20 protein-coding genes and 1 tRNA gene are annotated in these 20,447 nt (G+C 57.1%); 4 read left to right on the forward strand and 17 right to left on the reverse strand.

Features of this window, described 5'->3' with window-relative positions; genetic code table 11:
- Positions 1-17: 17 nt before the first annotated feature.
- The 3 genes from FKG95_RS11440 to glmU all read right to left on the reverse strand — a co-directional run bounded on the left by FKG95_RS11440 (position 18) and on the right by glmU (position 4,343).
- On the reverse strand, positions 18-959 hold the full coding sequence (locus FKG95_RS11440; RefSeq protein ID WP_142896473.1) for a hypothetical protein: 942 nt from the start codon (positions 957-959) through the stop codon (positions 18-20).
- A 177-nt stretch (positions 960-1,136) separates the two neighbouring features.
- On the reverse strand, positions 1,137-2,960 hold the full coding sequence (glmS, locus tag FKG95_RS11445) for a glutamine--fructose-6-phosphate transaminase (isomerizing) (protein ID WP_142896474.1): 1,824 nt from the start codon (positions 2,958-2,960) through the stop codon (positions 1,137-1,139).
- Positions 2,961-2,993: 33 nt separating this feature from the next.
- On the reverse strand, positions 2,994-4,343 hold the full coding sequence (gene glmU, locus FKG95_RS11450) for a bifunctional UDP-N-acetylglucosamine diphosphorylase/glucosamine-1-phosphate N-acetyltransferase GlmU (RefSeq protein ID WP_142896475.1): 1,350 nt from the start codon (positions 4,341-4,343) through the stop codon (positions 2,994-2,996).
- Between the two features lie 290 nt (positions 4,344-4,633).
- On the opposite strand from glmU, the gene FKG95_RS11455 reads away from it, so the two are divergent.
- A complete protein-coding gene (locus FKG95_RS11455) occupies positions 4,634-5,332 on the forward strand; it encodes an HAD-IA family hydrolase (protein WP_142896476.1) in 699 nt (232 codons plus the stop codon).
- Positions 5,333-5,459: 127 nt separating this feature from the next.
- Positions 5,460-5,534 (forward strand) — tRNA-Val (locus tag FKG95_RS11460).
- Positions 5,535-5,547: 13 nt separating this feature from the next.
- Here FKG95_RS11460 and FKG95_RS11465 read toward each other — a convergent pair.
- The 14 genes from FKG95_RS11465 to FKG95_RS11525 all read right to left on the reverse strand — a co-directional run bounded on the left by FKG95_RS11465 (position 5,548) and on the right by FKG95_RS11525 (position 15,833).
- Positions 5,548-7,284: a right-handed parallel beta-helix repeat-containing protein gene (locus FKG95_RS11465; RefSeq protein ID WP_142896477.1), complete on the reverse strand. Its 1,737-nt coding sequence runs from the start codon at positions 7,282-7,284 to the stop codon at positions 5,548-5,550.
- Positions 7,285-7,575: 291 nt separating this feature from the next.
- Positions 7,576-7,764, reverse strand: a complete 189-nt coding sequence (locus FKG95_RS11470; RefSeq protein ID WP_142896478.1) for a hypothetical protein — start codon at positions 7,762-7,764, stop codon at positions 7,576-7,578.
- Positions 7,754-8,062 carry a hypothetical protein gene (locus tag FKG95_RS11475; protein ID WP_142896479.1) on the reverse strand — a complete coding sequence of 103 codons (309 nt, stop codon included), beginning with the start codon at positions 8,060-8,062 and terminating at the stop codon, positions 7,754-7,756. Before FKG95_RS11475 ends, FKG95_RS11470 begins: the two co-directional genes overlap by 11 nt.
- Before the next feature lie 6 nt (positions 8,063-8,068).
- Complete coding sequence (locus FKG95_RS29635) at positions 8,069-8,224, reverse strand: hypothetical protein (protein WP_179954058.1); 156 nt, start codon at positions 8,222-8,224, stop codon at positions 8,069-8,071.
- Positions 8,225-8,274: 50 nt separating this feature from the next.
- Complete coding sequence (locus FKG95_RS11480; RefSeq protein ID WP_142896480.1) at positions 8,275-8,529, reverse strand: hypothetical protein; 255 nt, start codon at positions 8,527-8,529, stop codon at positions 8,275-8,277.
- Positions 8,526-8,900 (reverse strand): hypothetical protein, encoded by a 375-nt coding sequence (locus FKG95_RS11485; RefSeq protein ID WP_142896481.1) that lies wholly within the window; start codon positions 8,898-8,900, stop codon positions 8,526-8,528. Before FKG95_RS11485 ends, FKG95_RS11480 begins: the two co-directional genes overlap by 4 nt.
- Positions 8,901-8,966: 66 nt before the next feature.
- The gene (locus FKG95_RS11490; RefSeq protein WP_142896482.1) at positions 8,967-9,611 is read right to left on the reverse strand and encodes a DUF4376 domain-containing protein; all 645 of its coding nucleotides are present in this window, start codon (positions 9,609-9,611) and stop codon (positions 8,967-8,969) included.
- Between the two features lie 11 nt (positions 9,612-9,622).
- On the reverse strand, positions 9,623-10,813 hold the full coding sequence (locus tag FKG95_RS11495) for a hypothetical protein (RefSeq protein WP_142896483.1): 1,191 nt from the start codon (positions 10,811-10,813) through the stop codon (positions 9,623-9,625).
- 125 nt (positions 10,814-10,938) lie between these two features.
- Positions 10,939-11,373 carry a hypothetical protein gene (locus tag FKG95_RS11500; protein ID WP_142896484.1) on the reverse strand — a complete coding sequence of 145 codons (435 nt, stop codon included), beginning with the start codon at positions 11,371-11,373 and terminating at the stop codon, positions 10,939-10,941.
- Entirely contained in the window at positions 11,374-11,799 is a 426-nt protein-coding gene (locus FKG95_RS11505) for a GNAT family N-acetyltransferase (protein ID WP_142896485.1), read from the reverse strand.
- The gene (locus FKG95_RS11510) at positions 11,796-13,682 is read right to left on the reverse strand and encodes a phage tail protein (RefSeq protein ID WP_142896486.1); all 1,887 of its coding nucleotides are present in this window, start codon (positions 13,680-13,682) and stop codon (positions 11,796-11,798) included. Before FKG95_RS11510 ends, FKG95_RS11505 begins: the two co-directional genes overlap by 4 nt.
- A 221-nt stretch (positions 13,683-13,903) precedes the next feature.
- Complete coding sequence (locus FKG95_RS11515) at positions 13,904-14,461, reverse strand: phage connector family protein (RefSeq protein ID WP_142896487.1); 558 nt, start codon at positions 14,459-14,461, stop codon at positions 13,904-13,906.
- Positions 14,462-14,526: 65 nt separating this feature from the next.
- Positions 14,527-14,949, reverse strand: a complete 423-nt coding sequence (locus FKG95_RS11520; RefSeq protein WP_142896488.1) for a hypothetical protein — start codon at positions 14,947-14,949, stop codon at positions 14,527-14,529.
- 2 nt (positions 14,950-14,951) lie between these two features.
- Entirely contained in the window at positions 14,952-15,833 is an 882-nt protein-coding gene (locus tag FKG95_RS11525) for a phage capsid protein (protein ID WP_142896489.1), read from the reverse strand.
- A 701-nt stretch (positions 15,834-16,534) separates the two neighbouring features.
- On the opposite strand from FKG95_RS11525, the gene FKG95_RS29640 reads away from it, so the two are divergent.
- Both FKG95_RS29640 and FKG95_RS11535 read left to right on the forward strand, forming a co-directional pair.
- Positions 16,535-16,882 (forward strand): OmpA family protein, encoded by a 348-nt coding sequence (locus FKG95_RS29640; protein WP_179954059.1) that lies wholly within the window; start codon positions 16,535-16,537, stop codon positions 16,880-16,882.
- 324 nt (positions 16,883-17,206) lie between these two features.
- Positions 17,207-20,317, forward strand: coding sequence for an ankyrin repeat domain-containing protein (locus tag FKG95_RS11535; protein ID WP_142896491.1), 3,111 nt, complete (start codon positions 17,207-17,209; stop codon positions 20,315-20,317).
- Positions 20,318-20,447: the final 130 nt, after the last annotated feature.

Raw genomic sequence — 20,447 nt, forward strand, 5'->3', positions numbered from 1 at the left:
CGCGTAGGGCCACTGGATTAGATCGCTTTGTAGTCGGCGATATGTTTATTCAGGCGATCAATAAAAGTCTGATCCCCGCCGTTTTCAACGCCCAAAAACATCGCGACATACTCCCACTCCGACCTGGAGTTGCCGTAGATGAGGTAAAGGCTGTCCTCAAGAAAACCCCCTTGAGTTACCAGCTCGACACTGTCGATTTTCGAGTAGGGCAGTTCGTAAACGCTCAGTACGCCCTCTATTTCCTCGTAGATGACCAACTTGGTCGGGGTGAGAAACTGTCCGCCGTCGGCGACGCTGAACAGTCCATAGGAATAGAAATACTCAATTGAGTCACTTTCATCGAGAATACCGCGATCAAGCAGAGTTTGGATGTGATAACTGGAGAGGTTTTCCCCCGAAACGACTTTCAAATCGGGAAAAACGCCCACCTCAATCAAGAGGCCGAAAGCGCATAGGGCAAGCAAAGCGCTTCCGAAGACCGTTCCGCATCCGATAAGGAGCCAGCTTCTCTTCCGCGCTAGGCTCGCAACTCCGTACTTTTTTCTCGAGAACCAGCCTCTTAAGCCGCTGACAGCAATCACACCGAAAATGACGGCACCCACCCCGCCGTACCAGGGCGCTGTGACAATACTGAACACAATTTCAACCAGCATCCAGCCCGCGACATAAGGGACTGCGCCGTATTTCCCGTTCCTGATCCTTACGCCCAGCCATAGCGAGAGAACCGAAATACCCGAATAGAGACCCAACTCGAAATAGAGTTGTTCGCTATTTGCCGGCGGTGATGTGTATTGCGTCTCCCCTTGCAGAAGCAGCAAGATGGTCTGAAGCAGGTAGCTGAAAGTCAAATAGAACGCGACGTATTGGACGGAACGCATTGCGCGAAACACGCCCTGGGCATCGGTGATGACTGTCCACAGCCGAAAAAATCTTGTTCTTTTCTCGCTCTCGACAGTCATAGGTGCTCAAGGGATCACATTTAGATTCAAGTGTCGAAAAAATCTAATCGACCGAAAAGAGAACAACAAAGCTTTAACGACAACTCCAGGGCTGTCTCGGAGGGCTTATCCCGCAAGCGCCGGCTTGCAGAGCGGGACACGCGGTTTGCCCGCGCTGCCCCTATTTTACATTCGCCCCTATTCCACCGTCACCGACTTCGCCAGGTTCCTTGGCTGATCCACATCCGTGCCTTTTAGAACGGCGGTGTGATAGGCCAGAAGCTGGATAGGGATGGAGTAAAGAATCGGCGCGACAAAGGGATCGATCTTCGGTAACTCGACAGTGTGGACCGCGAGCTCTCCGGCCCTGGCGAGCCCCTCCTTATCCGAGAGCAACACGATCTTACCGCCGCGGGCATGCACTTCCTGCAGATTGGAAGCCGTCTTTTCGAACAGAGGGCCGCTCGGCGCGCAGGCAATGATCGGCACCGCTTCGTCGATCAAGGCGATCGGACCATGCTTCATCTCGCCTGCAGCATAACCTTCAGCATGTATATAGCTGATTTCTTTGAGTTTTAGCGCCCCTTCCATGGCAATCGGATAGAGTGTTCCCCGGCCGAGATACAAGACATCCCGCGCTTCGGAGATATCGTGGGAAATCTCCCGGATCGCCTCGTCATGGTTCAAGACCTCGGCAATACGAGCCGGCACTTCCGTGAGAGCTGCGGAGAGTTCCCGCTCCCGCGCGACGTCGATCGCACCGCGTGCCCGCGCCGTGGCAATGGCCAGACAAGCCAGGACCGTCAACTGCGTGGTGAAAGCCTTAGTCGAGGCCACGCCGATCTCCGGCCCGGCCTGCGTCGGCATCACGGCATCGGAACTGCGGGCGATTGCAGACTCGGGAACGTTGACGACCGAGAGGATCTTCTGGTCCTGCGATTGGGCATACTTCAGGGCTGCCAGGGTATCGATGGTCTCTCCCGACTGCGAGATGTAGACGCTGACACCGTCGTCCGGCATCGGGGCTTCGCGATACCGGAACTCGGACGCGATATCGATCTCGACCGGCTGACGCGCAACTTGCTCGAACCAGTATTTTGCCACCATGCCCGCGTAGAAGGCGGTACCGCAGGCGATGAAGGTGAAGCGCGAAACCTTTGAAAGATCGAAAGGAAGGTTCGGCAACTGAACCGAGAGGGTGGCCGGATTCAGGAAACTGTGCAGGGTATCGCCGATCACGGCCGGCTGCTCGAAGATTTCCTTCTGCATGAAGTGCCGGTATTGGCCCTTGCCGATCATCGCGCCTGACATGGCGGTCTGCTTGACTTCGCGCTCCACCACCGCGTTGCTGCTGTCATGCACCACGGCGCTGTCGCGGGTCAACTCGACCCAGTCACCCTCTTCAAGGTAGCTGATTCGGTCGGTCAGCGGCGCGAGCGCCAGAGCGTCGGATCCCAGGTACATCTCGCCATCGCCATAGCCAACGGCCAGCGGGCTGCCGCGCCGCGCCCCGATCATCAGGTCATGACGGCCGGTGAAAATGATGGCGAGGGCGAAAGCGCCTTCAAGACGCGCCAGTGCCTTGGCCACAGCATCCTGGGGGCTCATCTGCTGTTTGAGGTATTCGGAGACCAGATGGACCACGACTTCGGTGTCCGTCTCGGTCTCGAAAACGTGGTTCGCGTCTGAGAGTTCGGCCCTGAGCTCTTGAAAATTCTCGATAATTCCGTTGTGAACGACGGATACAAGCTCACTGGCGTGGGGATGCGCATTGGCTTCCGTGGGGCGGCCATGTGTGGCCCAGCGGGTGTGGCCGATCCCGATGGTGCCTTCGACCGGCTCGCTCTCAAGGAGGGTCGCCAGGTTATGGAGCTTACCCTCCGCCCGGCGCCGGTCCATCGATCCGTTGACCAAGGTCGCGATCCCTGCGGAATCGTAGCCGCGGTACTCCAGGCGCTTCAGACCATCCAGCAGCAAGGGTGCCACTGGCGCATTTCCGATAATCCCGATGATGCCACACATAGTTATTCAGCCTTCCTTATACCGCCCTGGCGGTTAGTCTTTTTTCTTGAGTTCCCGAAAGAACGCGGCGCGCTCGGGAAAGACGACCTGACGGCCGCGCCCCAGCGCCATTGAATCCTTCGGCACTTCTTCAACGATCGTGCTGCCCGCGCCCACAAGCGCGCCCTCACCGATCGTCACCGGTGCCACCAACGCCGAGTTCGACCCGATGAAGGCACCTGCACCAATAACGGTCCTGGACTTGTTGAATCCGTCGTAATTGCAGGTGATCGTGCCTGCGCCGATATTGGCTTTCGGGCCTACAGTCGAATCCCCGACGTAACTCAGGTGATTTGCCTTGGAGCCAGTGCCAAAGATCGCGTTCTTGCACTCGACGAAGTTGCCGATCTTCACACCAACCCCGATTTCGGTTCCCGGCCGCAGCCGCGCATAGGGACCGATAATGGCGCCATTCTCGATCTTGGCGCCCTCGACATGCGAAAAAGCACGAATCTGGACGTTGTCGCTGATCACCACGCTCGGACCAAAGATCACATTGGGCTCGATCACGACATCACGGCCAACCACCGTATCGCAGGAGAACCAGACCGTTTCAGGGGCAATAAGAGTTGCTCCGCCGGCCATCGCCTTTGCGCGCAGGCGGTCCTGCATCACGGATTCGGCCACCGCCAGTTCGGCGCGGGAATTCACGCCATGAACGTCGTCCACAGGCGCCTCGACAATCCGCGCTTCCAGCGAGTCCTTGCGCGCCGCAGCAAAAAGGTCCGTGAGATAGTACTCGCCCTGGGCATTATCGTTTTGAAGACCCTTGACCAATTCGAGGAACGTACGCCCCTCGCCGATCAATGGCCCGGCATTGCAGAGATCGATCTTCCGAATCTCCTCATCGGCGTCGGCGAACTCGACAATCCCTTCGACAACACCCGAAGCATCGAGCAGGAAACGGCCGTATTGCGCCGGATCCGCGGGCCGGAAGGCCAGCCCAACCAGCTTGGTCGACGGCGTTTCGCGGCGAAGATCAAGCATTTGCTTCAGAGTTTCACCGGTCAGCAGAGGCGTATCGCCGTAGATCACCAGGACGTCCGAGCTGTCGTCGTTGGCGTAATCCGAGAGAGCATCTGCGGCGCACATCACAGCATGCCCGGTTCCCAAACGCTCTTCCTGGACAACGATATGGTGCGAAACGGCAGCCTTCTGGACCTCTTGGGAGCCCGGGCCGACCACCACGATTATACGCTCCGGTTCAAGGCTTTCGGCCGCATCCAGCACATGCCGCAGCATGGCGCGGCCCGCAACCGGATGCAGGACCTTGGGAAGTTCGGATTTCATTCGCGTTCCCTGACCGGCGGCCAGAACAACAACGGCAAGTTTGTTAGATGTCATTTCGCTTCGGAACTCTGAAAAGAGACAAATGATTGAAAATTAGATAGGGCGGCTTCAGAAGTTGAACAATCAGGATGCAGATAAGCGTTTTACATAGAATTAACTTTAAGCGAATTTGCCATAGGTTAAGGATTCTGTGCAATTCACCAATTGTTGCGGTGCGTTACAATAAATTCAGAGACTTACCATCCAATCATTCGCAACTGCAGGGCTGAGATCGCCAAGCTGATGGCCGTTTTACCCGGCAACAACACCGCAATTCCATAACACGACAAGGATCACGTAGAGCTATGCACGTCAACGGACAGAGCCACCGTAACACACTGATTTGCGATCTCGACGGCACGCTCGTCGACTCGGCCCCTGATCTGGCAGGTGCATTGATCACACTCTTGGCGGAAGCGGGCAGAGACGGGCTCTCCCTTGCGCAGGTAAAATCCATGATCGGCGACGGGGTCGCCAAGCTGGTGGAACGCGGTTTTACGGCAACAGGCGGCTGCCCGGATTCTTCAGCATTCGAAGCGCTCGTTACCCGCTTTATCGAGATCTATAATACCCGGCTGGTTGTCGAGACACGCCCCTACCCCGGCGCCCTTGAGACCCTGACAGGCCTGAAGGAACAAGGCTGGCGATTAATCGTTTGTACTAACAAGCCCGAAACACCGTCCCGCGAGATCCTTCAGGCCCTGGAACTCGCGCCACTCTTCGAGGCCGTCGCGGGCGGTGATTCCTACCCTTTTCGCAAGCCGGACCCACGGCATATCTTAACGCTTTTGGAAGGCATCAAAGCCTCGCCGCAGAACGCAGTGATGTTTGGCGATGGCCCCGCAGATATCGGGGCGGCACGCGGGGCGGGCATTCCGAGCCTTCTGGCCGGCTTCGGCTACGGCGTAACAGCCGCCGAAAAAGAAGGTCCGGATCATCGTATCGAGGATTTCAGCGCACTCCCAAAGGTTCTGATGGCGCTGAACGCGTCCGCCCCCGGGTAGTAAAGCGATTTACCGCGTCACCGTCCGCGCAAGCCTTGACACCACCCATCCCCCTACCCTACATCAGGCGTAGCGGCACCACAGCCGCAACCGAGATGGCTGCCGATGCAAAGTCCGGCGCTTATCAGGGCGCGTAGCTCAGCGGGAGAGCACTGCCTTCACACGGCAGGGGTCACAGGTTCAATCCCTGTCGCGCCCACCATCACGTCGACACTTCAATTCCGCGGCCTTGGTCCATACTCCGGCAAGCCCTGGGCCAGATCGCAGCAACCCAGATCCGGCGCCTTTCCGGAGAAACCGTCGCTGAAGTTAGGCACGAACTCACCCTTGTCGACGGCCTGGGAATCAGGGCGGAGCCGGGGCAGGTTATCGGCCGCATCGTATTCGTTCTGATATTTGGCCGGCGGCAGGAAGCCATCGACGAAGGTCCGGTGATTGTAGAGAGAGAATGCGCCTTTGGTTCGATAGAGGCGCTTTGAAGCTTTGGCGTCCTCCAGCGACCGATAGCGCGTGTCATTCCAAACTGCGAAATCCCCGGCCCCTATGCCCCAGGCATAGCCGTCACTGTCGAAATCGTTTTCGATCATGCGCCCTGTGCTGCGCAATGCCGGACTTTTTGTTCCGACGAAGATGTTGTTACGGGTGACAACGTTAGAGACCGTCTCCCGGCCCGGCTGGATGTTGAAGGGAATGCCGGCCCGCACCGAGGTATTGTGAAACAGGAGCATACCAGAGGTGTGGTTATGTAACTTAAAGGGGGCGTACTGGGTGTTGTAGATCACGTTCCGATAGATATAGACCGGACCGCCGTGCACCGGTTGGCCGGTAATCCCGGCGAAACAATTTGTGATCCGGTTTCTGAAGACCCGGACATTGGTATCCGAGTAGTCAGTCTCAACACCATCGTCCGTACAGGTGATGATTTCGTTGCCGTAGATGTCGGAGGCCGACAATCTTCCCCGATCGCCGTTGTGCACGGCATCGCCTACATTGCGGAAGAGATTGTGCGCGACGACATGCCCTGAACCGGTAAGCTCAACGCCGTAGGTTTCTTCGATCCCTCTGGACCGCGGCCACGTGGTCACTCCCTGGAAGACGTTATCCAGGACCGCGTTGTATTGAGATTCGCCGTAGGTCGCCCAGCGCGAAGTCACTCCATACTGCGTGAAGTTAAAGCGGTTCCTCCGAACAACTAAATGACTTGCCTGGTCCACACTTAGCAGTCGGTCGGCGTTCTGGAAGACCAGCCCTTCGAACCAACGGTGCGCTGTGCCGTTGGCGTTCAACAGTACTTCTGCACCCGCACCGTCGAGGATAGCACCCTCCTCTCCCCGATAGACGATCGGTTTGCCGGCCTCTCCTGATTGCGTGATGCGATGACCGGCGACGCTGTAGAGACCTGGTTTGAGGATAAAAAGATCGCCGGGCCGCGCGTTGGCTTCGGCGGACTGAAGGCTCTGAAAAGGACGTTCGGAGGAACCGTCTCCACCGGTCTCGTCTCCGGGCATGACATAGAGTGTACGGGATGCCCTGACCTCGCCGGGCTCCGCGCGAGTTGCGACTTGGATCTCTCTGACCAGTTCAGTCGACGAACCACCGTCTATGGTCACACCATCATCATCTGTCAGGGTCAATCTGACCAGGTAGTCGCTTGCGGGTTTCAGATCCACTACGCTGCCCGCAAAAAGCCAGCCTCCCGGCACCAGGTTATCTGCCGACATTCTCTCCGGCATAGGGCGGAACAGCGGATAACCCTCTGTCCATTCATCCACGGCAGCCTCGCGATAGCTGACTGTAATGCGCGCCGTCTGATTGCCATCGCCAACAACCGGCCAGCGGACAGCTATCGAGCGATAGGTTGAAGGCTCCAGCAAAATCTCTCCGGGCTTCGATGCTAAGACCGGCGCGCTCGCGCCATCTGCCTGCTGCGCATAGCCGACGGACAGCTGCAAAGCTGCCGCCCCAGCAAACAACGCTGCTCCAGTTCTGAGCGCAAAGGTCGGTGAAAAAGCGGATCTAAAAGATCTGAGTAGAAACCTCTGAACGCTCAACGGGCGTATCCTTGGTCATTGCCGGTCCGGCCGACACGTTAGCCGAAGTCGATGACATTTCGTAGATACAAAAAAAGGGCGCCCCCCAAACAGGGGCCGCCTGATAACAGATACAAAAAAAAGCGGCCCCCAATTTGGGGGCCGCCGGGATAAAAAGGTCTAGGTGCTAAAAACTCAGTTTGCGAAAGTCTGCTAGATCTCGGCAGGCGTTTCGAGCGCAGCTTCCTCCCAGAGCGCATTCGCAGAATCAAGCCGGAGCCTCACCGCCTGCCATTCCGCCGCGATTTCCTCTTCGGTTTTCTCACCGCTGTGTAAAGCCTCAATGGCGTCAATCGCGAAACGTCCCAGTTGGACCAAAGCCAGTATGGTTTCAGGACTCATTTCGAACCTCCGTCTCAATAAAGATCATGCTGATCACGCCGGCCTCCACGAGATCAATCAGATCGTCTGTGTTCTCGACCTCGCCGCTGCAGGCTTCATTCAAGGTCGGACGCCACTGCTCGACCGTCGCGACCTGCTCCTCGCTCAAGCGTCCCGCGGCACGAAAACCTGCAAGCGATGTGAGGCTTGCGGCATAAGCACGGCAGGCAATCTGTAGATTCTCCTGCAGAGGAACGGTGGACGCGCAACCTGCCAACAAAAAAGCCGCCGAAACGGCGGCTAAAAACGACTTATGCATTCGTAGCTACTCCATATTGGGCACAAGAAAAACAGCGAGGCTGTTTAGAATGACTCCGAGGGCAGCCACCACCTCGGCGTCCAATGTCGTTAAAGCCGCAATTACACCTGTCATGGCGCTCGCAATCGCAGCCGCGGCGGCTTTATCGTATTTGGTAAGCATCTCTCCCTTTCTTCAGTTATCCGAGAGGAACAATGAGGTGTCGGCAGCAGCTAGGAACCATTGGAGAAGGCCTGCTTGAAGCCGATCCACAGCATACTCAGCAAACCTGTGATCGCCGTGGTGTAGACGGCCACACGCAGTGCCAGGCCAACTCGCTCCGACGCCTTGCGCTGCGTCCGCAGATAAGCCATGTCAGCCTGTGCCTCGCGTGGATCGCGCGTGTCCAGCCCCATCCTTACAAATGTCCGCTCAACCGCTTCTTCCGCGGCCGCCGCCGCGATCTCGTGAGCATCAGCCTGGTTCATAAAGGCTGCCCGACAGAGCGTCTCAGAAGCCAATCTGCAAGCTTCCTCGGATGGACCCCATAGTCCTGAAAACAACCCGCAACGAAGCGCAGAACCGCGACGTTTGGTACACCCGTTTTTGTCAGCACAAGAATTTCGTCGCCGGGCAGCACGGTCTTGGGCGGGACGGCGTTATAGACGTCCATGAAGCGTACTGCTTCAGTACCAACCAGGTGCGCCGCTACCTGCTCAGCGGCCGCAAGATTTTGAATAAAATACGTCACGGGCCTGCACTCGCGCTCAAGGCTGTTGGAGACAGCCGCTGCACTGGACATCCAAAATGCGGACATAAAAAAAGCCGCCAGAATGGCGGCAAATCCGTTCGGTTTCATGATGCTACTCCTCAGGTAAGAATAAGGACCTTGGTGCCCGCTAAAAACTCGCTGCCAAGCTCAACCTTAAGGCCAGCCTGACGAGATATCGATCGCTTCGACCTGGGCAATCGTTGCGGCCGCTTTGACATCCGACTTCATCGGCCAGGACGCGGCGTAAATCGCCGCCACCCGCTGGGTCACAGCAATGCCAAGCTCGATCATCTGGATTGGGGTAAGACTGTGCGCTTGATCTTCGGCATCCACAAACGTAATGACATCCGCGGTCTCGCCGCCTGCCTGAAGCACCTGGGCGAGCATCGTTAGCGCTTGCAGATTATCAAAATCAGATTGCTCGCGCGTGTCGACCCTACCCGTCAAACTGTCCGGAAAAAGGTAGCTCAAACCGGCAAAAATCCTGTTATCGCGCTGAGCGTTGATCGCCAAACGCTTCGCTGTTTTCGCGCTTTCCAGAGTCACCGCCGGCGCCCGTAGCGCCTCGATCTCGGGAATCAACCCGGTCAATCCAGTCAAGAGACTATCACCCGGTTCCCAGGGCACGGGACCGGCTGTTTGGTTGCGGCCATCGCTGCGCTCATGCCTCACGCCATCATATCTGATGGTCGTGTATTCCGATGGAAGGGTAAGCGCCGGCCGAAGGATCGCGAGTTCGGAGACCGTCAGCTTTACCCCATCGATATCAATCCGGCCGTCGTGAATGGTCAATAGCAACTTAGCCTCCCCTAAATTTTGATCATGACGTTGAGTGCGAGAAACGGCGGCATGTTGTTGTGCGGCTGGTCATTGCCGGTGAAGTTAGTGTTCCTGCTCCGGTTCGGGGAGCTTGAAAAAGCGCCGAATGCCGCGTCACCACCGTTGCTCTGAGAACCTCCTCTCTTACCATCCATGCTATGGCGATGGCGGGGCATTTCCGCGAGGGTCAAAAGGTGAGCTTCCTCGCCGCCGGTCTCACCCAATTCACGGGTTGTAAAAGGGGGTGCTGCACCCTGACCGATCAAGGCCCGCCCGGCCGCTGCAGACATCTGCAGAGTCTTGTTGTCGATCCAGTCTTGCAACGCGGTTTCACCCCGCTCATCCGACACAGGTGCCCACTGGTTTGTCATCACCGTCCACAGATGGACGTAGAGATCCTGATATTGACCGCCCTTATGGTCGGCCTCTGAGTCAGCGCTGCCAAGTGTTTGTCCATTCATCAGCAGCCAGCCGGCATCAGGGTTGGTACGCGTCGTGATTTTCACGTCCCCGGTGACCCATGGCGAAGAAACCTCAACAAGCTCGAGCGCCCCAGTCACCCCGCGCTGAACAGTAACCCCATCGACTTTAACCAGCAGCTCGCCTGCATTGATCTCCAGGCCCGAGTTTTGCGCCAGATCGATCGAGAGTTCGTTGTTGGAAATTGTGACACCACTGCCCGCGATAATCGCCTCCTCGGGGAGCGTGATTATCTTGTTTTCCAAACCATCCCCAGCCGCGTTCCAGCCAATCAATGCCCCCGCGGAAACTGGCGGCAGGGTCGGGTCGGAGATGCTTCCGCGCGAGAGCGCAAAGGTTCGAGAAAGCCTCTCGTCAAGTTGCTGGCACAAGAGCGTAAGACGATCCAGCCCCCGTTCGTGCGTCTCTGCGGGGAAAGGATCGTTGGCCCGGTAGTCGACGGGTTGTTCGAAAGGCAACTTACGTACAATAACCAGGCGCTCCTGATCCAGTGGCGCGGCCATCATCGTCACCGCGCCATTCTGGTCACCGCTGTAAACCGTATAATCGATGCCGGAAACCTGGGTCAGTTCCGAGCCGTCACTCGTGACTTTCAAGACCTCAAGGTCTTCTGGATCGTAAAAAACGAAAGGAACAAAAAACTCGACCTGCTGTCCGTTCCCAGCGTAGGTCACTTTGCTTGCTTGTTGGGTAACTGTCATATCGCCTCCAAAGCGAGGGCTGGATAAAATTGCAATTGCGGTACGCCCCGGACAGGGTTTGAAGGTAAAACGGCCCGGGTGGTGAAAAGGTCGTCTTTTCTCTGCCTCTCGGGCTTGGGTAAAAGCTATGCCTCACCGAACTGCGCGGCACCTCTCAGCAATGTGCTACCTGCCGAGAGGAAACCCTGGGTCCTTGCGCTCCGCGCCGCCGAGCGGTCGAGTTGAGCTTGCGAGCGGTAGTTGCTGGCCTGCAGGCGACCGCCGTAACGGATATTCAAGGCATCGAGCTCCGCTTCCAGGGCCTGGTCTTCCAGGACCTCCATTGGAGAGCCTTCCAAAGTGACACCCGCCGCGCCGATTGCCGCGCGGCTGGCTGCCGCCTGACGGCCGGCGGCGCGTCGTTGACGGGTCTCGTCGGCGGCGGCATTTTGTTCGGCGATAATGGCATTGTTGTCCGCAATCTTGGCATTGAACTCGGATGCCGCCGAACTCGCGCGCGCCTCCTGGATGGCGCCCAAAGCGCCGACCGCTGCTGAAATAAGAAAAGCTTCTGGTCCCATCTATCTTTTTATCCTCGCATAGAGATCACAGTCCCGCCCTTCGGGCGTATAGGCCTGCAGTCTTCCTTCAAGTTGAAAACCGAGCATTCGAGCCCAGCGATGGCCCGCGGTGTGAGCCGCATCGACGGTCATCTCGATACGCCGTAAAGACTGTTTATTGAGAAATTCCGAAACCCGGCGATGAATCCCTAGCATTTCCGGACCTGTCATTTTGCCAAGCAACGACCAGGCAATTCCGCGGTTGGCCCAAATCAGCTCGACGCCGGCACAGCCCAGAACCCGCCCGCCCTTGATCGCGGTAAAGGCATTTCCCGACTGCGCGAGTGCGGTTCCGTAACTCTGCGACATGTACCTGGCCATATCGCTTTGCGCAGGTTGCAGCGTTAGGTTCTCCAGATGCTCGGCACGAAAACCGATGATCTTCATCGCGAATCCTGGGTATGAACCTGTGGGAATATTGCAAGTACCGTGAGTGGAAGCGGCTCATCTTGCACGACCATCATTCGCCCTTCGGTCTCGTAGTTCCCCGGCCAGTCAACCAGCTTGTCACCGTCGAACAGTGGCGGCGGCGTATCCATCAGATCGGTGCTGCTACGAAACTCGATGCGATCGAGATTTCTCGGGTCTGGGCCGAACAGGGCTCCGAGGGTTTGATGGAATCGAATGACGGCACGATGAATTCTCTTTGTCTTACCCTGAGCCGTGCCGTCGGCGGCTCCGGCTTCAAGCCGCGCCGTCTCCAGGACCGAGCGATACCCCAAGCCAACTTGTACGACCGCGGCCGGCACCATCAGAGTAATCTTGCCGTCGGTGACCTGAAGATCCGGATGTGTCGCGCCATCGGCCAGGACTTGAACCGTCTCGCCCTCAAGGTGATTTAGGCCGCTGATGATGGACGCCGGCGCCCCCCGGTAGGTCAATCCGCTATCAACAAAAAACGCTTCGCGCTGCTGTTGGAGGATAGCAGCCTTATAGCCCTCCTCGCTCTGCAGGGGACTTCGTGCCGAGGCGTTAAATGACGCTTCCATGTATTCGATGCTGCGCTTGAGTTGACCATTGATCCAACGTTGCACCACGGCCCAGACTTCGTCTTTGCTGCCGTCAGGTGCAGGGATAACCGCTATCGACTCGACTTTCGCCGGCAGAGTTCCTTCTTGATTGCTGACCCCACCGATCTGGTGGCGATGCCACGCAACAACCTCCTGCTCGCGCTGGTATGTCATGCCCAACAGCGCGCCATCTCTTCTGACCGCCCAGACCACGCTGTCCGGTTCCTGCTGGTAAGAAAGCGCGGAAATGCCGCCCTCGGAAATGTGCTCCGCAAGTAGAGTCATATCGGGTGAGCGGAAGCCGTCGGCTTCGAAGACGTAGGCCAACTCCCTCACCTTTCGACCGGCGCGTTGCACGAACAGGATTGCGTCGGCCGCCTGGACGGGTTGTAAGTTGGCGGAACCGCGTGTCGTGGAACGGCGGGCCTGGATGTTCGAGGGTGTCAGCGCTTCGCCGAGACTGGAGGGGCTCACCAACCACTCGCCGCCAACAGAGCCTAACACCAAACCTTTGTCGTCATCGATCATCCAACGGATGACATTCACGTTGTTCGCATTGAGGGTGAAGGCGACGGCATGGGTATCTTCAACGGTCGCATCGGCCAACTTACTGGGTGAAAAGCTGGTGTAGTCGCCTGTCACCGAACCATCCAGGCGCTGCGGATGCGACCGTGCGCCGGCAAAGTAAAGCCGGTCTTGAAAAAAGGTGACGCAGGTTGGAAAGCCCGTTGTTTCAGACCAGACTCCGAGCCGCCATTCCTTGCTCGGCGACGATGCAATGGCGCTTTTAATCTCCCAGGTCGCCTGCGTCGCACTGATAAACTCGGTGATAATCCCCCACCCCCAACCGCCGCCATTTTTTTTGCGGACAAGCCGTCCGACGTCGGTTTCAGCAAATAGACTGGCACTGGCAATCAAGGTTCGACCGGTGCCGATGCTTCCCGCCGATGAGGAGAGCGTAATGTCGCTTGTGTTGGTGGAGAGATAGGGCCCGTCCTGAAATGCTATTTTCTCAATCGTCCAGTTCGTATGACCGCTGCGGCTCAGAACGTACGGCGGGTACGAAGGATGGCAGAGATATAGCAGGTCAGCGGACTGCGCGGTCTTGATCAAACAGCGGCCGTCCGCGTCAAAAAGATCGCTCTGAGCATAGGGGGTCGAAATCTCATAAACCGTTCCCTCGCCGTCCACGATCTGGCCATGGTTGCGGTAAAAACGGCAGCTTAGATCGCCAAACTCGAGAATGTAGGCCTGCTCCACATTGAACTCGAACGCCAGAAGAGCCGAAGGGCCACTATTCCGCCTGGCGTCCGAGACATATCTGAAACCGCTCCGTCGCTGAACACCGCCCTGCTGCTGCGGTACCATATTCAAAAGCGTCCGCGCACCGTTGAAGTACTTTGACAGATCAACCCGGCCTTCAAGCCGCGGGCTCAATTCGCCTGCCGTGAAATTGGTTTGTGCGGGAGAAGCCTTGGGCATCAGAATCGCGCCTTTATCCAAGAGGTTTCTTCAAGCGCATCTGCCGTACCCTCGATAGCATCGGCTCGCCTCGCCCGCCGCACTGCCTGAGCATAGTCGTCCTGCGCCACCCGTTTCTTGCTGTTGGATTGCGTCAATGTCTCGCAGAGTTCTTGCGCCATCCGCGCCGCCAGCGTCTCGACAAACAAGGCATCGAAACTGCTCGTGTCACCGACACGCCGAATGTATTTGATCCGAACGGGAGCTGAGACGTTTGTCAGAAGTCTTCGGCCCTCGATTTTCCAGTCTGCGGTGGGTTCGACCTCAACCACCTTCAAACAATCGCCGGGCAGTTGGTATTGCCTGGCAAATCCATAGACCGGGACCTCTTCGAGCTCGGGCAATGACGCGCGCGCCGTTGCGAAGTTCCACTGATGATCCCGCAACTCCGCGTCCCGGACAGCATCGAACATCCGCGCACAGGCGCGCGCCGACTTCACATTGTCATCCAGTGACGTAATGGCCGCCGACCCCAGTTTGTCCAGGGCGCGGTTACAAATCTCAACAGGCGATGTCATAAAACCCTCAAAATAAAAGGGGCGGCCGAAGCCGCCCCAGGTTGCCGACGATGCACGAAAGGCTATCAGTCCGAGACTATCGAGAGACGCAGCTTGATCGTCTGGCCGCTCGCGAGCGTCCCGCCACCGATGGTCAGAAAGAGATCCTGGTCTTGTGCCGGCTTATGGCCGAAACCCGCCGCAGCCGCGATCGTGGACTGACCAGCCGAGGAAACCGATACCGATGCCAGAAAACGATCGTCATCTTCTGAATCACCCAGTCGCAAGGTGCGACCACTGCCCATCGCACCGTAGGTCATTCGTCCGCCCAGGAAACGTTGCCCGGCGCGGAGCGTTCCGATCCTGATCCGGTCGCCGCTGGTCTCGCTTCCGGTTGTGACGTATTCGTCGTAGACCACGCGTTGACGGCCACCGTAGTCACCGCCATCGACAGAGCGCATAGGCACGCTTTGAGTGCGCGCATAGTTCGTTGCATTGAAATCAGCCATACTCAAACCTCCTCAACGCCAATTTCGATCACCTTGCTGTCCTGCATCCGGACCGCACCGATACTCATACCGGCCATGACCTGATAGGACTCGCGCTCGTCGATCCAGGCGACCCGTCCATAAGGCGCTTTCCAGGTTCCCAGATTGACACCGGAACGCAGGAACATGACGCAGGAACGCACCGAGCCGTTTTTTGGCAGCAGGTGACCGATCTCCGCATCATCCTCAAGCAGATGGAAGTGGCAGCCGTAAAAGTATTTCACAGTGCCGTCAGGCAAGACCCGCTCGCGGTTAAAGTCGACTGAGCTGACCTGGTTGGTGTTGATGAACTCCCGCTCTTGGCGGGCCGTCCAGAAAACATGACAGGTATCACCGGGCATCAGGGCATTAGCCGCCTTGAGCCGTTCGGAAGCGTCCTGAAGCTTCTCAAGCGTAAAACCGGTGCCACCCGCCCCAACCTTTTGTTCGTTCGGCAGCGCAACGGAATCCGTGCCGTCTTCGCCGACGTAGGCTGTCCCAAGTGCGGCATCGATGACCGCCTTGTCGAGTTCGCGCGACGCGGCCGCGGCAAAGGCCTGGGTATAGGCATTGGTGGGGTCGTTCAGGATTTTCAGCTTGTCGAACTCATCAACAAAATCGCGGATGTAGAAATCCTGCGCCGTTACCCAACGTTTCGCATGGGGCGTGTTGACCAGTGGAATGTCGGTCGCCCGCCCCTCTTTTTTCTGCATACGGACAGCACCGACCTGATCGAAAGCATGCCGCTTGCCCGACATGGATTCCTCGCGCACCGCCTGACGCGTCTGGCTCGACATCTGCTGCGCCAGCAACTCGACACCCGTACTGTATGACTGGTAGTTAAAAACCGGAATTTGATCGGACATTAAGTCCTCCAACAATCTACGAATGAGGTGATTGTCGGAGAGGTTGCCACGTCACGGACCACCGCCGGCGCCGTACACCAGCAACATCGTGGCGCTGTTGAACGGCGGGCATGGATGATCCGCCTGGACCTTCCCCTTACTTTTTACGCCTGTTGGGGCGGCTGTCTCTCCAAGCTGTCGACAGGGGATCCACTTAGGCACCTGCACGCCACATTGCAACGCAGGCAGCGCCGGGGATTTCACCCTGATTTTCGAGAGTACACTGCTCGGATTCGGAGGTTGCAGACGGTCACTCTGCTGTTCCGCCTCAGCGCAGCAACCGGTGTTGCGCGCTTCCGCTGATTTCACCGGAGCCCGCAACCCTCGCGAGCCTCCACTCACACTTCTTAAGGCAGGCTTCTTCCGCTCTTATCCTCGCTCCATGTGCTAAATATTTTTTTACAAATTGGATAAACGCGCTATTCATGGCGCGAGCCATTAAACGGCCTCCCTGCACGGAGTATCGAGTCGTGATGTTTAGACCCGCTGTATTCTTGTTCGCTTTGGCCCTAACTGCCTGTCAGTCCGCCCCCTCGGAGGACCCATCGGCTGACACGGGGCAAAGGACGCTGACAAGCGACGAGCTTCTCCAAAACCAGCTCACGTCTGCCAGGCTGCCGGCCACTTTAAGCGAACGCGGTTTGATTGTTGAGCTGGCGGGCGTGTCTTTTGCTCCCAACAGCTCTTCTCTCACACCTGCGGCACGATCTCTGCTGCAAAAACTGGCTACGATCGTCAATAGCAGCGAATTTGACACCCGCGTTCTGACCATCGAGGGTCACACCGATTCCGTTGGCCGGGAGAGTTACAATCTTAAGCTCTCCACGCAACGCGCCGAAGTCGTTGGCCAGGAACTGGTTTTTAACCAGGTTCGGGCCGATCGCATTACAACGATCGGATATGGTGAGTCCCGGCCGGTCGCCTCCAATACAAAACCAGACGGCAGCCCGGATCCACAAGGCCAGGCAAAGAACCGCAGAGTGGACATCGTTATCCAGACAGCGCCCTGACAGGCATCACGCGGCAGGCAAGAGTTGATGTTTTTTCAAAATAATTCCCGTAAAAAGAATTTTATTCTTTGAGTCTTCATGACTTCTGCTTCGAGTGACGTCCGTTTTTCTCAACAAGTCCCACATTGAACAGGGATCAGCTGAGCAGTCGAACAAAAAACGCGCGTAATATTTTGAAAACACTCATTTGTCACAACAATGACACTCCAATTTTCGTAAATTCTCCTGCAGGTCCGTGAAGAGTTGAGCGGTCAATCACTCTATTACTTCCTCCAGAAAAAGCATGACATGCTGGAGACTGATCGTTGAAGAAGGTTGTGAGGGATGTACACCCAGTATTTTGGGTTCCGGAAACCACCATTTAAACTAACACCTGATTCGGGGTTCTTTTATTCGAACGCAGTGTTCCTGGACGCCCACAGCAGTCTTTTGGACGCAATAGACGAGCAGCGGGGTATGAACCTGCTAACCGGGGAACACGGTACCGGCAAAACCACGCTTCTGAAGCGGCTGGCTCAGGATCTCGACGAGACCGTTCATCTTGTCTTTCTGGAAAACTCGAACCTCACAATTGAGGACCTGGTCGGGTGCTTGCTGGACAAGCTTGGTATCGCAGAGGCTGGACAGACACGCCTCGCGATCGAATCCGAGATCATTCAACTACGAGACCATTTGGAGAGCCTGGCGGGTCAGCAGCAGGGCTGCGTTCTTTTCATTGACGATGCGCAGAATTTGCCTTCGGACACATTGAATGCCCTGCCTTTGCTGTTGCAGTCGGAAGACGGCAAAAATCTCTTACAAATCGTGCTGTCGGCATCACCGGAGCTGCCGGTCAGGCTTACAGACCCCGGGATGTCCGCCGTTTCGAAACTTGTCGCGGTCCAGGCCCGCCTCGACCGTCTTCCTGCGAACGAAATCGCTGCCTTCATCGATCACCAAATCCGGGTCGCGGGCAGTATGCGTTCTGACATTTTCTCCGAGCCGGCGATCCGCGAAATCACGCAGACCACATCCGGCCGTCCCCGCGACATCAATCAGGTTTGTGACAAGGCGCTTGAAATTGCCTACCGCCAGAGAACTCAGGTCGTTACCCGCGAGATCATAAGACAGACATCGAGCCCCGCCTGGCTTGAAATGGAAACGGCACAAAAGGATACTCCATCGCCCGTAAAGCCGATCAAGACTTTGATCAGCAAGGCTGCCGAAAGCATCTCCCGACCCACGTTACTTAAAACGCCAAACTTGCCGAAAGGCGCCCTAACGGGGCCAAAACAACTGGCAACTCAGGTCACGAAACGAATAGCGCCCCTTCTCGGCTCACTTGCGAACAACGGCGCGTCACTTGGCAAGCCGATGTTGAGCTGGGGCCGGAAAACACTTGATAGACTTGGCATCGTCTTGCTCATCGCAATTGCCAAACTCTGGAAGTTCTTGGCCCACACTTCAATTCTTCTAAAACACTTGTTCACACGCAGCGTCAGCGCGGTTCAGGGTTTATCGCGGCAAGGAAGTTTTAGACTTCGGCGGCGACATGCCTGGATTGCGGCGGGACTTGCCGTCATAGCGGCCTTCATCGGCCTGCTCGCGATTGCTCCAGAACCGGGTTCGGAACAGTTAGCTCAACGCACAACATCGGAAACCGCATCTGGCAAGGCGTTGAATAGCTCTGAGGAACAAACCGCTGCAGAAGAGTCTTCTGGTCGTCAGCTGAGTCAGATTTCTGAGCTGCGCGCTGTACTTGCTCAACGGGATCTGGACCTGAAAACCACGACTTCGAACCGCAATTATCTCCAAAAACGTGTCGCGGCCTTAACCAAGGAACGTGATGATCTGACAATCAAGAATTCGCAGATCAAATTCGCCCACGACCAGCTGGAACTCACTCTAGCGGCAACACTCAAACAGCTCGCCGATGTGAAGAACGATCTGACCACTGCGCGGGCGCTGGCAAGGCTGCCCGGTAATGATCTCGATAGCGGCGAAGGTTCTGCCAAGTTTGTCGGTACTTCCGGAAACGCCGTCGTCGCACAACCTGTGGCGCCAGATCCGGAGGGCACGGCAACGAGCGCGGATATCGCCGTAGCACAGTCTCCGTCGACATCGGTGAAGGAGTTGGAGGGCACTTCGCCCGAAACGGCCGAAGTTCGGGAGACCGAGATCGTAAGCTTGAATCCGGTAGCGCCGGACGAGCCGATGGATTACATCAGCGACACTGCAGATCCACTTGTTACCGAGACGAGTAGTCTTGTAATCAAAGACGACGACACTCCGATTATCGCCGGTATCCCCCAAATCACTGAAGACACGCAGCCTCAGGCCACAGATACGGACGCTCGCAACGCCTCGCCAGACAAACTGAATGCCGCCTCACAGCAAACCACCGCGCTCTCCGCGCCGGCCGACGAGCTCCCGAAAGCCGCGAAAAGAACCTTTAGCGACCACACGGTCGCCTTACTTCTACACAAGGCACGGCGTCTTTACCTTAAGGATATGCTCACGACACCGGCAGGCAACAATGCCTACGAGGTTTATCAGCAGATACTTGAAGGCTATCCTGGTCAATCCAGAGCCATTGCAGGCATAGAGAAGATCGCGGGTCGTTACCTTGACTGGGCAAAAGCCGAGGTCCAGAACGGTAACAACACAAAGGCGTTGCGATATTATAAAAAGGCCCTCTCCGTCCTCCCTGAAGATCCGGAGATAGCCGCTCAAATTGCGGCGCTTGAGGGAACTCGACCAACCTCAACATCTACCGCGGCTCCGTTACCCGCAGCTCCGAAACCGGAAAGAACTGCGGAGGCAGTCCAGCGAGAGGCCGATCCACAGCAGAGTGAGGCCGCACGGGCCCGTCTGAAAACCCTGCGGATCGAGGTGAGCGAGCGCAGTCTGCTGCGCTCCGTCGAAGCTGGAAACCTCGAAATTACAGGCCTTCTCATCGATGCCGGCATCTCGCCGGACGCGCAGAATACCAGCAAACAGACTGCCCTGCTGACAGCAGCAATCAACGGCGACAAAGCCATCACAAGGCTCCTTCTCGAGCGCGGTGCGAACGTCAATAAGACAAACAGCATGGGCCGCTCGCCCCTGCTTGCCGCGGCTTGGAACGGAAACGCGGCACTGGTGTCCATCTTACTCGACGGTGGCGCGGAGATTGAGAGCACCAGCAACGAGGGCTGGAACGCTCTTATGTATGCTGCCTGGAACGGGCACGCCTCAACGGTTCGCGCGCTCCTGAAGAAGGGTGTCAAAGTCGACGCCGTCAACGCGCAGGGCTGGACAGCGCTTATGAACGCAGCCTGGAACGGACACAGCGAAGCGGTCCGCGTTCTTCTGGAGCATGGCGCCAACCCTGGTCACGAGACACCCGCAGGTGAAACCGCGCTCCTGGTGGCGTCCCAACAGGGACACCGCGAGACCGCGCTTTTGCTCGAATAGATCTCGTCTGCCACTACAGTCCAATGCGCCCGAACAAGCACATGCAGCGTTTTTTGCATTGCATTTCCGCCTGTCTCCCACTTTCATTCCAGTGAATTGTCAGAGGCCTAACCCTTGCCGTTGGAGTCGC

It is taken from the genome of Denitrobaculum tricleocarpae (assembly GCF_007004665.1).
Lineage (GTDB): Bacteria > Pseudomonadota > Alphaproteobacteria > Kiloniellales > Kiloniellaceae > Denitrobaculum > Denitrobaculum tricleocarpae.

Bases quoted from the DNA above. Each gene is read 5' to 3' on its own strand.
- FKG95_RS11485 (WP_142896481.1), bottom strand. From the start codon at position 8,900: ATGAAACCGAACGGATTTGCCGCCATTCTGGCGGCTTTTTTTATGTCC.
- FKG95_RS11505 (WP_142896485.1), bottom strand. From the start codon at position 11,799: ATGAAGATCATCGGTTTTCGTGCCGAGCATCTGGAGAACCTAACGCTG.
- FKG95_RS29635 (WP_179954058.1), bottom strand. From the start codon at position 8,224: ATGCTTACCAAATACGATAAAGCCGCCGCGGCTGCGATTGCGAGCGCC.
- FKG95_RS11475 (WP_142896479.1), bottom strand. From the start codon at position 8,062: ATGCATAAGTCGTTTTTAGCCGCCGTTTCGGCGGCTTTTTTGTTGGCA.
- glmU (WP_142896475.1), bottom strand. From the start codon at position 4,343: ATGACATCTAACAAACTTGCCGTTGTTGTTCTGGCCGCCGGTCAGGGA.
- FKG95_RS11520 (WP_142896488.1), bottom strand. From the start codon at position 14,949: ATGGCTGATTTCAATGCAACGAACTATGCGCGCACTCAAAGCGTGCCT.
- FKG95_RS11480 (WP_142896480.1), bottom strand. From the start codon at position 8,529: ATGAACCAGGCTGATGCTCACGAGATCGCGGCGGCGGCCGCGGAAGAA.
- FKG95_RS11455 (WP_142896476.1), top strand. From the start codon at position 4,634: ATGCACGTCAACGGACAGAGCCACCGTAACACACTGATTTGCGATCTC.
- FKG95_RS11470 (WP_142896478.1), bottom strand. From the start codon at position 7,764: ATGAGTCCTGAAACCATACTGGCTTTGGTCCAACTGGGACGTTTCGCG.
- FKG95_RS11535 (WP_142896491.1), top strand. From the start codon at position 17,207: ATGTACACCCAGTATTTTGGGTTCCGGAAACCACCATTTAAACTAACA.
- FKG95_RS11440 (WP_142896473.1), bottom strand. From the start codon at position 959: ATGACTGTCGAGAGCGAGAAAAGAACAAGATTTTTTCGGCTGTGGACA.
- FKG95_RS11515 (WP_142896487.1), bottom strand. From the start codon at position 14,461: ATGACATCGCCTGTTGAGATTTGTAACCGCGCCCTGGACAAACTGGGG.
- FKG95_RS11495 (WP_142896483.1), bottom strand. From the start codon at position 10,813: ATGACAGTTACCCAACAAGCAAGCAAAGTGACCTACGCTGGGAACGGA.
- FKG95_RS11525 (WP_142896489.1), bottom strand. From the start codon at position 15,833: ATGTCCGATCAAATTCCGGTTTTTAACTACCAGTCATACAGTACGGGT.
- FKG95_RS11500 (WP_142896484.1), bottom strand. From the start codon at position 11,373: ATGGGACCAGAAGCTTTTCTTATTTCAGCAGCGGTCGGCGCTTTGGGC.
- glmS (WP_142896474.1), bottom strand. From the start codon at position 2,960: ATGTGTGGCATCATCGGGATTATCGGAAATGCGCCAGTGGCACCCTTG.